The sequence below is a fragment of the uncultured Methanobrevibacter sp. genome (assembly GCF_905235195.1).
Lineage (GTDB): Archaea > Methanobacteriota > Methanobacteria > Methanobacteriales > Methanobacteriaceae > Methanarmilla.
Genome location: NZ_CAJOKH010000046.1, coordinates 1 through 11,770, shown reverse-complemented (window position 1 = coordinate 11,770; position 11,770 = coordinate 1). Strand labels below are relative to the sequence as shown.

Here is an 11,770-nt window from a genome sequence, read left to right as displayed (position 1 = left end):
TGCAAAACAGTTTATAATTTATAAATTACTCATATTAATGAAAAAATTAAATATTTAAACTAAAATTAAGTAATTTTATAAATCAATATAAAAATAATAAAGCAATAATATTAACTAATATAATTTATTTAATCTAATAGATACTCTTTAATCAATTTTTAGATTTTTCAATTATAGAAAAATATTTAATAAAATATTAAAAAAATTGGAATACTCTAATAATAAAAACAAAAAACATATATAATATAAGAAACTTTATAGATTTATATAAAATTTTAGGTGATATAATGGAATATGAAATAACTGGTGGGTCTTTTCCTATGGTAATTTGTACATTAAAACAAGGAGAAACTATGAAAAATGAAACTGGTGCAATGGCATTTATGACCTCTGGTATGAACATGGAGACCAATACTGGAGGAGGTCTCTTAAAAGGAATTGGAAGAGCCCTATCAGGAGATACAATATTCTTAAATTACTTTACAGCAGAAAATGATAATGAACAAATAGGATTTTCAGCATGTACTCCTGGAAAAATTATACCTTTTGAATTAAATGAATCCAAAACTATTATTGGTCAGAAAAATGCATTTTTAGCTGCAGAAAATAGCATTGATGTTGATATATACTTTAAGGATAAGCTCGGAGCAGGAATATTCGGTGGCGAAGGTTTTATTCTTCAAAAATTCTCAGGCAAAGGAGTAGTATTTTTAGAAATTGATGGAGAAGTAATTGAAAAAGATTTAGAAGAAGGAGAAACAATATTATTAGACCCTGGACATATTGCAGCAATGGATGAAAGTGTTGACTTTGATATTGAAAGGGTTAAAGGTGCAAAAAACATATTATTTGGAGAAGGACTATTTTTCACAAAAGTAACTGGTCCTGGAAAAGTATGGATACAAACTATGCCACTTAGTAAATTAGCTGAAGCACTTATACCATTACTACCTAAACCAAATGAATAAATACTAAAAGTTTATTTTAAATAAACTTTTAAACTTTTTATTTTATTAAATATACTATTCTAATTAATATTTTAAAAATTATTTAAACCTTTAACTATTAAAATATATAAATAAACGTATTAAAAAACCTTAAACTATTTGAAATAAACTAAAACTTATATTAAAACCCTTAAATATTTTAATAAATTTAAAAAAGAATTAAAAATAAAAAGTATTTAATTTAAAATACATTTACTCTCATCTTTTTGCATGTCATGATAAAATTCAAGATTTTCGCTATCAAAGTTTATTACATGAATATATCATAAATTTTATCATCTAATTCGGGATTTATATCATATAATATGTTTGGAAAATCTCTAATTAGATTCTTATTATAGTTTATTACCAAAAGTTTATACCTAATGAATTATAAATATATATTATATATCAATTAAATCTAATTTAAGGACCATTACTTTAATTGTCTTCCCTATGTATCAAGTATAATTTCTAAACTAAGTGTTATGCCGTTGTTTAATCTTTAATTTTATTTGTATTTTAATCCAAATACTTATACTTAAAAAAGATTTTGAAAGAAAGACAATTATTATAGATACTTATTGGAACAATATTCTCAGGATTTATAGATTTCTCATTAAGTTTAATTGGATTTATACATCCTGAAAACTATATCAACCAAATATTAGTATTACTTTTATGTTGTATTGTAATTGCTTTTGGTGTGTTACTTGAAATAAAACAAAAATTGTCTATTTACCTCCAGATGGAGTAATAGTTGCAATTTCAAAAAAAAAGAATTCGGACAAGTAAAACCATTTATTAATATTACCCTTGTTACAATCTTATTATTTATCTTTTTAGGATATATTACAGGTGTTCGTGAATGTACAATATATATGCATTAATAATTGGATCTATAGTAAGGATACTTAATAATATTTAGATAAATACATTGAAACCTAATTTAATAAGGCATAATGTTAAAACCAATGGATTTTTAAAATAATGTAGTTTGGTATGTTTTTTCAGGGAATTTCCTTAAATAATTAAATATTTCATCAGGTTTGTTTAAAATATTGTTTTCATTTGTTCGTTTTTTAAACAGACCCATTAAAGTTCTATTATTTGGGCTTTGGATTACATATCTATTTCCAAATTTATTAATGTATTTTTCTTTTAGTGATGGGAAATGTTTATCTAATTGACTATAAAAATATTCACGGTTACCTACTCTTAGTGTTAGACCCATATTAAAGCATATTATTCCTTTAACATTTGTTTTAATACAAGCATCTATAATTTTATTGATGTTTTCTTCATTATCATTAATATAGGGCAATATGGGGGTTAACCATACAACTGTAGGTATATTCTCTTTATTTAATTTTTCTAGAGCTTCAATTCTCTTTGATGTGACACATACATTAGGTTCTAAAATCTTAGATAATTCATCATTATGACTTGTAATAGTCATCTGTACAACAACTTTTGTTTTTTCATTAATCTTTTTTAGTAGATTTAAATCTCTTAAAATTAAATCTGATTTTGTGATACATGTAAAACCAAAACCATAATTTAATATTAATTTTAAAACCTTTCCCATATAATTTAATTCCTTTTCAAGAGGAATATATGGATCTGTCATTGAACCTGTTCCAATCATAGCTTTAGGTCTTTTTTTAAGTTCGGCTTTAAGAAGTTCTACTGCATTTTCTTTAACTTCAATATCTAAAAAGTCATGGTCCATTCCATATATTTTACTTCGAGAATCACAGTAGATACAGCCATGACTACAACCTCTATACAAGTTCATCCCATTGTTTTTGGATAAAATAGTTTTAGCTTTTATATAGTGCATATTAACCAATTCATAAATATAAATTTCTAGTTTAAATTTTTTACTTTTTCCATAAATCTGCAAGTTTATTTGCAATAAAAACACAGCAATCAATACATTGAGACATATATTGCCCATTATGTTATCTTGCCACAGCAAACGCTACCATACTCTTCTTTAAATAAGTTAAAAATTTTTTTAACATTAGATTTAATAATTGTGGGATTATCTACAACTAAGCCATCTTCAATTAAAGCACCAGTTAGAGCACCACATGTACCTTCATCAAATGTTCCACCAATACCTCCTGCAAATCCATAGAATAATTTACCATTTCAGATTTTTCCATAGGATATTCTGCACATTCACATAACCCCATTAAAATAGATCCTGAGAAGCTTAAAAAAGCCTATGTTTATCGAATATACTTCTATTTGAAGCCATTATATTTCTTCTTTTCATATAAATATATTAGCTTCAACTTATATATTAACTTTACTACTTTTAAATTTAAAATAAAGAACATTTAGAAGAGATATAAATCTCACAACAAAAATTTTATAAAAATCAAATCACTTAAGTTTTTGAAAGTGACATCAAATAATTGAACATAAAATATATTTAAAAAAAAAAATATATGTATGATTAAGAATTAGCAGATATGAATTTTCTTAATTAAATAATATTTTTTAATAAATACTGGTAAAAAAGTAACATCAACTAATATAACAAGTGATACCAATAGTACTACTCCTAGAGAGTGTTTTGAAAAAGAAAAAAATAATGTAGGAAAAAATAGTCTAAAGAAAATAATTCAAATAATACTGCTAAAGAAAAATATGTTTCAAACGACTTATATAAAAAAGTACCCCTATTGGACTTTTAGTTCTTGCACTTTTAGCAATAATGGCTGAAGGTATTAAAAGAATATTTAAATTACTTAAAAATTTCAAAAATGTTTGTTAACTATATTTTTGATTAATTCTTTCTTTATTTTTAAAATAAAGGATTAAATTGATTTTAAAAATAAGTTTTAAACATTTGACGAAGACCTCAAATAAAAAAAAGGATGGTAAAAAATGAATGTTAAGAAAGTATTTTTAATTGTACTAATTTCCTTAATGTTAATTAGTACTGCTTATGCTGCAAAAAGTGTAAATGATTTTACTGTAGATAAATCATATGAAAGTGTATATAAAGGAAATTATTATTCTTTATATTTAAATAAAAATCAAGACTCAGGAATTGGTATATATAAAAATGTAGATGATGATATAATTGACGATGCAGATAATGACGATATATATGAAAATATTATCCATGATGATGGAAGAGAATATATAAGTGCTGATGAGGATATGCAACTTACATCAAACAGTGATAATACTTCCCATTTTAAAGATATGGATAAATCAACACATGGTATTTCAGAAATTGTCAAAAGTGATGGAGAAGAATTTATTGTAATAGTATTTGCAAAAGACGGTAGTAATGTTAGTGACTCTGATTTAACTAAACTATTAAATGGTTTTAATAAAGACAATAATCTTAGTCCAATTACCTCCTAATTTAACTTTTTAAATAATTTTAAAATAATTAATTTTTTACTTTGAAGAAATCCTATTGGATTTTTTCAAACTATTTTTTAAAATTCTATTTTCTGTATTAATTCTTTATGTTAATGAAAATATTATTTCAACAAAACCTATTTTTAATCAATTAACAAGTAATAATGAAAAAATATTATAATTGGTGGAGTTGTAGCAGTAGTTGCTATTATAACTATAGCTGCAATAGCATTATGCGGAGGAAATTCTGCATCCAGCAGCTGAATTAGTAACTTCATTAGCTAATTTATTTAAGTATTTAAAAAAAGACATAATTTAAACATTTTTTAATGAAAAATTAAATGGAATTTAAATAAAGATAAAAAAAACTAAAAATATAAGTTTATAAAATTATTAAATTAAAAAAATATAAAAAATTTTAAAAATATTAAAATTAAAAGTATTTGGTTATTTGCGTTTAAACAAATTTTGTATGGAAAAAATAATTTTAAATAGTAAGATTACAGTAATTGATACAAAATGGGATTTACTACCTAAATTTATTAAAAATGAAAAATTAATTCTACGTTTTTGCTGTGATTTCCATAAAGGAAAGTCAACATCAGTGTAAAAGCCTATATCTAAATTTCTAAACTCAAGACAATGGTTTTTAATTTTTAAATTATTATGAATAGCATAAAGACCAAGGGCAAGTTCTGCAAAATAACCAATTTCTCTATTTTGCACATCTAAAACATTTTCTAATTCTTGCAAATACTCAAATAACCATGAACAATATTCATCAACAGTCTCCTTTCTAGCTACAAACACACAGTAAGAATATAAGTATCTTTCATTTAACATCTTAAGATAATCATCATAATATTCTGGAAATTTTTCCTTAATCACTTCACAGGAAGTTATCAAATCCTGCTCGGATACAAAATTTTGAAATAAATCCCAGTTTTTTAAGAATTGCTTACGCCTATTCAATATTATATCATGATCTTCTAAATCCTTAATAATAGTTTCTTTATCAAGATAATCTCCAGTACCTAGGGCCCCTTTTTTAAAATATCGTTTATAATGATTTAATCCCAAGATATCTGCTGTTGAATTTTCCAAATCCAGTATAATCCTGTGATTTCCGAATAATTGGAATTTTTTGAAGAAATATTATCTCCTACATCATCTCTTAGATAACCGAATGTCTCTTCTTTACCTTCAGCACCTACAAATAATGGTGTGTAAAGGTCATTGTCTAAAAGATTATATTTTTTGTGGGTCATCACATAAATTTTTACATCAACCATTTTTAAATCATTCTCCTTTAATTTTATATTAGCATATGGTTTAACAAAAGAAAAAGTATAAAGAGTTAATAAAAGAACTAGTAATATACTAATAAATATATTTTTAGTCCTCATTTAAAAAGAAGTCAGGAATAGGTTTTATTAAAATCTAATTAAACGATTGCATTAAATTTAGTTAAATATTAAATATTTTTTAATTTGATAAATATATTTCTATACAAAACCATAATGATTTTAAGCAAATATATTCATGTCCTTTCCCCAATTTCTAAAAAAAATCCTCCTCTCCTATTAAATACCCAATAAATATTATTATATTTACATATCTAATAACTAATAAAGTTATGTATAATAATGTTTATTCCTCACCACCAAAAAGAATAAATCTCTAAATAAATTGTTTTTCTTATTTTTATTCTTTTTAAGTGTAGATGTGTTTTGAGCTATTAAAGATATGAATTTTTTATTTAATGTTAAATTTTACTTAAAATAATTTAGATAAAATTTTATATCAAATAAACTTTAATATAAATTATAGTATACTTAAAAATTTTAATAAAATAAACACATTGAAAATTATAAAAAAATTTATTAGGGGATAAAATGAGCTGTTATAAATATTGGGGAAAACTTGAAGAAATAGGAAATAAATTATATAGTTATGGAAATTTAGAAAAATATGGGGATTCTGCACTAGATGATGTTAATATTGATGAGATTATTGAAATATTAGATGAAGTAGAAATAATTGCCCATGATAAAACAATAGATTTTGATTCAGCAAAACATATTCTCGACGATGAGAAAATGAATAAAACATTGAAATTAATTAGAAAATTTTATGTATATGTTGGTGCAAGGCTTGAAACAGAAAACGCATTAAAAATATTAGAATCAGATAATCCCACTGAAACATTAGATTCCTTCCAATTTTATAACCGTTATATAGGTTTAATTGAAAACGAAAGTCAATTAGCTAAGTTCAATAGAGATAAAACCTTTGTATTTTTAGGATCAGGCCCACTTCCATTAACTTTAATAATGTTTAACAAAGTATTTGCCTGTAATTGTATAGGAATAGAACAAAATCCAGAAGTGGCAGAATTATCAAGAAAAGTTTTAAAAAGATTAAATTTTGATGAAGAAATTGAAATTATTGTTGGAGATGAAACCACTATTGAAAAATTAGATTATGACATTTTAATGGTTGCAGCTCTTGCAGAACCTAAAGAGAGAGTATTTTCAAATATTTGGGAATATGTTGATAAAAATACGCCAGTTATTTATAGAACATATACTGGTATGAGAGCCCTATTATATTCTCCAGTTCTTGATAAAGACACAAGGGGTTTTCATAAAGAGATTACGCTTTTTCCTAGTGGAAAAACAAATAATACCTCTGTATTAATTAGGAAAATTGAATAAACAATATTTAATTAAAATAAAGCTATAGATGCAAAATAAGATTAATCAGCATCTTCATCCATTGTCTCAAGCAAAAAGCTTACAGGTCTAAATCCATCATTACATGATATCATTGCTGATTTTTTATTTTTCATCCAACCATCATAAAAATCACTGGCACCATTGGCTAAAGCCATAACAAATGGAGATATACTTACCCATGCACTATCACAGAAACTAGAAGGTTTTACCCACCCATTAGCAATAAAAATTTCTCCTTCTTCCACATCACATTCACGTTCTAATGGATTTTCATACTTTTCAATTAAATCATCATGTCTTACTTTTCTTATAACAGTGATTTTTACTTTTTTCATCTCTACACCATAATCTTAAAAATTTAAAAACCTAAAAACCTAAAAAAAATTAAAAATTCGATGATTTTTTATTTTAATATAATTTAACTTGGTCTATCAATATTAAATTTATCTTTAGATTTTACACCTACAAGTGAAGCAAATATTGCAATTATACATGCAACTGTACTTATTCCACAAATAATATGAGATGATTGGAGTATCATAGCTGAATATTTATGTGCAAGTGGAAGAGTACCCATTATCCATGCAAATACAAGGGTAAGTAGACCTAAACTCATTGTCTGACCAATAGTTCTCATAGTTGCCTGAGAAGCAGATGCAATTGGAGCATCTTTTGGCGGAACAGAGCTCATAATTGCATTCATATTTGGACTAGAGAATAATCCCATTCCAATACCCTGTAAAATCATTGCCAGTATAACAAAATATAATGGAGTATTTTCATCTAAAAATGTTAATATTGCAAGAGCCACAGTAGCAATAGACATACCAATAGCTGCTAATTTTTGAGGATGTATTCTATCTGAAAGTTTACCTGCATTTGGAGCCATAATTGCCATAATAATTGGAGTAATAATCAATATCATTCCTGCTTTTTGAGCATCCCATCCTCTAACATATTGGAAATGATAATTTAATATAGTTGTAACTACCATTACCGCAATATAACTACATAAAGCTGCAATATTAGAAGATGTGAATTTTTTATTTTTAAATAAATGCATATTAAATACAGGAGATTTTTCCCTAAGCTCATATACTCCAAAAATACTTAAAATAATTAATCCAAGAACAGTTAAAATTAAACCATTACTTGTTGTTAAAGTTGTAAAACCATAAATAAAAAGTAAAATACCTATTGCATATAAAATAGAACCTAACTTATCAATCTTATCATCATCATATGTTTTCCATTCTTTAGGTATTTTCCAGACTAAAAGAATAATACACAAGACTAAAAATGGAATTACAAAGTAGAACATAGATCTCCAACCAAGATTATAAACTAATAATCCACAAATTACAGGAGATAATGAAGTTGCAAGATAAACACCAGTTACTGTAAATCCTACGCCTTTACCCCTATTTTGAGGTTTAATAGCCTGTACAACCATAGCCATTGCAGATACATTTATAAATGCAACTCCTATCCCTTGAAGTATACGGCAAAACAAAAATGATTCTGTAGAAAATGAAAATACTGCTCCAATAGAAGTCAGTGCATAAAGAATAAGTCCTCCAAGTAAAGATTTTTTCACCCCAAATTTACCGGATATTTGTCCTGCAGGAACTGTGAAAACTGCAACAGCAAGGAAAAATATTGTTGGCACCCAATTTTGTATAACATTATTCATTGCAAATTCTTTTGCAATAGCCGGTACTCCAATAATAATACCATTTGATAAAAATACAGCAAAGAATGATGTAATAAATGAAACAAATATTATGATTTTTTCCAAATCAAATTTCATAAACTCACTTCCATTAATATTGATTAAATCATCACCAATCCATTACCTTTCAAGTAATGGTGTTTTATTAAAATCTTTATCTACCAACCAAAATGAAGAATTAATTAAGTAAACTAAAAAATTATTTAAATATAGTATAATTTTATTTAACCAAATATTTAAAATTATGTTATTACAATTGAATTAAATTATTAAATAAATTTGAAATACTTAGAACTTTCAAAAAATAGAAACAAATACCCGATATTAAAATAAAATAAAATAAAATAATTAAAGCAATCAAATAGAAATATTAAAAAATAATTTTTTCATTTTTAAAAATTAACTTGTTTAAAATTACTATTAATTTTTTAATAAGTATACATTAAAAAGAAAAAAAGAAAAAAAATGGAAAATTGATTGTTAATCTAAAAACTCATTTTCAAAATTAATTAGTGTATTTAAAAGTGTGTAATCCAATCTATGAATTGATTTATAATGAATTTCCTTTGGAACTTCCCAGAATGCAGCTGCAATACTTCCAGCAATAGCCGCCTGAGTATCAGCATCACCACCTAATGAAACAGCGTTTCTAATAGTATCTTCAAAATTTTCACCATTTAAAAAACAGATAATTGCCTCAGGAACACTTCCCTCACATGAAACATTAAAGCTATAAGTAGGTCTAATATCCTCAAGGGAATATGATAAATTATAATTATATCTTAACTCAATATGTTTTTTAATTTCTTCCTTGGAACTATTAATTCTTGCTAAATATATTGCATCAGCAACTGCAAGAGCTCCTTTAATAGCTTCAGGATGATTATGAGTTACCTCAGCAGATAATTTTGCTAAAGACTCTACTTCCTCAAGTGTTTGACCAACCCATGCAACTGGAGAAACCCTCATTGCAGAACCATTAGCCCAACTACCATAAGGTGAAGGATTATCTGATTGTACCCACTCTTTAAACATTCCACCATATCCCGCATTAGGATATAATTGACCATAATATTTCAATTTTTGAATTAAGACATTTTTAGATGTTTTATCCTCAATTAACCAATCTGCAATAGCTAATGTCATTACAGTATCATCAGTGAATATGGATCTTTTACTAAAAAGAGAAAATTCTTTTGTTTTAATAGGATCAAATTCATAAGGAGAACCTATAATATCCCCTGCAATAGCCCCTATAATTCCTTTCAAATTATCACCACCTAAAACTTAGGAATATCTTTTAAAATTCTTGATTTAAATAGATATCTAAAAGATTTTTATTTAATATTATAATTTTAAATCTTTAATATATATATAAAATTCCATACATCATCGTTATATTTTATTAAATTTTTAAAAATCTTTATATTACTAATAATACAGATAATATTTATGAGGGTGCATATGTATAAAAAGAAAATACTAATTTTTTCTTATTTTATATAGACTATATAAAAGTATTTTATATTCGACATGATATTTTATATATGGCTTTGGAAGTTCTATAAAATCATTTAATGGATAAATACTGTTTAAATATTACATATAGTCCTAAATCATATGAATGAAATATTATCTTTTCACCCTTTTTTTAAAACTTAAAGATTAAAAAAAAATTTAAAAATATATATGAATATTTATATTAGTGATTATTCTTGATAATATGGTTAATATTGGAATAATTAGATAAATATATCATTAAAGAAATTTTATTAATCTTATAAGAAGAAAAATAATGATGGAGTGATAATAATGGTTTTCTGTCCGGAATGTGGAAAAGAAAATTCAGATGAGGATAAATTCTGCAAATCCTGTGGTAAAAACTTAGAAGATTCTGAAAATAATTCAAAAGATAAAAAAGAATTAGATAAAAAACAACAAACTTCTAAAAATAATGAAAATATGAATTCTGATAATAAAACATTGCTACTTCCTTTAGTATTAGGAGTAATTGGTGTTTTTATCGGTATTATAGAAGGTTTAAACTGCCCTACACTAATAGGATGGGAAAATATTGTATGTGAAATGACTAGTGCAATACTTGGAGGATGCTTAGGTATATATCTCTACCACTTTAAAAAAGAATATTTCATCGCAGGCATCCAATTTATACTTACTGGTATTTTAATGATGTTCTTTTTAGGAAATATGGCTTTAATCGGAGGTATAATATTTATAATATCTGGAATATTATCTATTTTTATAACAAAAAAATTAAATGTAGATAATAAAATAATGTACGCTTTACCAGTTGCTACTGTATTAATAATATTCATAATAATAATGGTAATGGCAGGTTTGAATATTTCAGAAGAAAATGCATTATCAGATAGTGTAAGTATAGACAATGTAGATAATTCAATTGAATTATCTTATGGTTATTATGATGGTAATGTAAAAGGAGATATTCATTTTAATAAAACGATTGATTATATATCTATGGAAATGATATTTTTAGATGAGAATGGAAAGGTTTTAACAAGAACTTATCCTTTAGATGTAAGCAATGTTGAAGAAGGAAAAACATATCAATTTGACGGATTTTATATGGAAAAAGAAAAACCATATACTGCAGAAGTCATTTTAAAAAAAGATGCGTCAAGTAATGAACCATTCTACAGCCAAAATATAACTTTAAATTAAAATAGAATAATAAATTTATTCTATTTATTTTATTTTTTATATAAAAAATAAATAAAGAAATATTAAGATGAAATAAATACTTTAAAAAAAGAGTATTTAAAAAATGTAAAAAAAATTAATAATAAAATAAATAGGGTGCTAGATAGAGCAAAATTTTAAGAGTGATATTTGCTCTTCTTTTTTGTTGATTTTTAGTTTTTGTTGGTCTGTTTTTAATGGTG

Annotated in this window: 9 protein-coding genes and 1 pseudogene; 4 read left to right on the top strand and 6 right to left on the bottom strand. The window is 24.8% G+C overall.

Features of this window, described 5'->3' with window-relative positions:
- The first annotated feature begins 287 nt into the window (after positions 1-287).
- A complete protein-coding gene (locus QZ146_RS06485; protein ID WP_295722855.1) occupies positions 288-968 on the top strand; it encodes a TIGR00266 family protein in 681 nt (226 codons plus the stop codon).
- Positions 969-1,968: 1,000 nt separating this feature from the next.
- On the opposite strand, the gene QZ146_RS06480 is transcribed toward QZ146_RS06485, so the two are convergent.
- Positions 1,969-2,829: a radical SAM protein gene (locus QZ146_RS06480; protein ID WP_295722854.1), complete on the bottom strand. Its 861-nt coding sequence runs from the start codon at positions 2,827-2,829 to the stop codon at positions 1,969-1,971.
- Between the two features lie 116 nt (positions 2,830-2,945).
- Positions 2,946-3,110 (bottom strand): C-GCAxxG-C-C family protein, encoded by a 165-nt coding sequence (locus QZ146_RS06475; protein ID WP_295722856.1) that lies wholly within the window; start codon positions 3,108-3,110, stop codon positions 2,946-2,948.
- Positions 3,111-3,887: 777 nt separating this feature from the next.
- Here QZ146_RS06475 and QZ146_RS06470 point away from each other — a divergent pair.
- Complete coding sequence (locus tag QZ146_RS06470; RefSeq protein ID WP_295722853.1) at positions 3,888-4,376, top strand: hypothetical protein; 489 nt, start codon at positions 3,888-3,890, stop codon at positions 4,374-4,376.
- 447 nt (positions 4,377-4,823) lie between these two features.
- Here QZ146_RS06470 and QZ146_RS06465 read toward each other — a convergent pair.
- Positions 4,824-5,644 (bottom strand): annotated as a pseudogene (locus tag QZ146_RS06465) (DUF4422 domain-containing protein).
- 627 nt (positions 5,645-6,271) lie between these two features.
- Between QZ146_RS06465 and QZ146_RS06455 the strand changes: the two are divergent.
- Positions 6,272-7,093: a nicotianamine synthase family protein gene (locus QZ146_RS06455; RefSeq protein WP_295722850.1), complete on the top strand. Its 822-nt coding sequence runs from the start codon at positions 6,272-6,274 to the stop codon at positions 7,091-7,093.
- Positions 7,094-7,134: 41 nt separating this feature from the next.
- Here QZ146_RS06455 and QZ146_RS06450 read toward each other — a convergent pair whose 3' ends face one another.
- From QZ146_RS06450 to QZ146_RS06440, 3 genes are all read right to left on the bottom strand, one after another.
- Positions 7,135-7,449, bottom strand: coding sequence for a TIGR04076 family protein (locus tag QZ146_RS06450; RefSeq protein ID WP_295722849.1), 315 nt, complete (start codon positions 7,447-7,449; stop codon positions 7,135-7,137).
- Positions 7,450-7,532: 83 nt separating this feature from the next.
- Complete coding sequence (locus tag QZ146_RS06445) at positions 7,533-8,924, bottom strand: MFS transporter (RefSeq protein WP_295722848.1); 1,392 nt, start codon at positions 8,922-8,924, stop codon at positions 7,533-7,535.
- A 402-nt stretch (positions 8,925-9,326) separates the two neighbouring features.
- A complete protein-coding gene (locus tag QZ146_RS06440) occupies positions 9,327-10,115 on the bottom strand; it encodes an ADP-ribosylglycohydrolase family protein (RefSeq protein ID WP_295722847.1) in 789 nt (262 codons plus the stop codon).
- Between the two features lie 543 nt (positions 10,116-10,658).
- Between QZ146_RS06440 and QZ146_RS06435 the strand changes: the two genes are divergently transcribed.
- On the top strand, positions 10,659-11,549 hold the full coding sequence (locus QZ146_RS06435) for a zinc-ribbon domain-containing protein (RefSeq protein ID WP_295722846.1): 891 nt from the start codon (positions 10,659-10,661) through the stop codon (positions 11,547-11,549).
- The last annotated feature ends 221 nt before the right edge of the window (positions 11,550-11,770 follow it).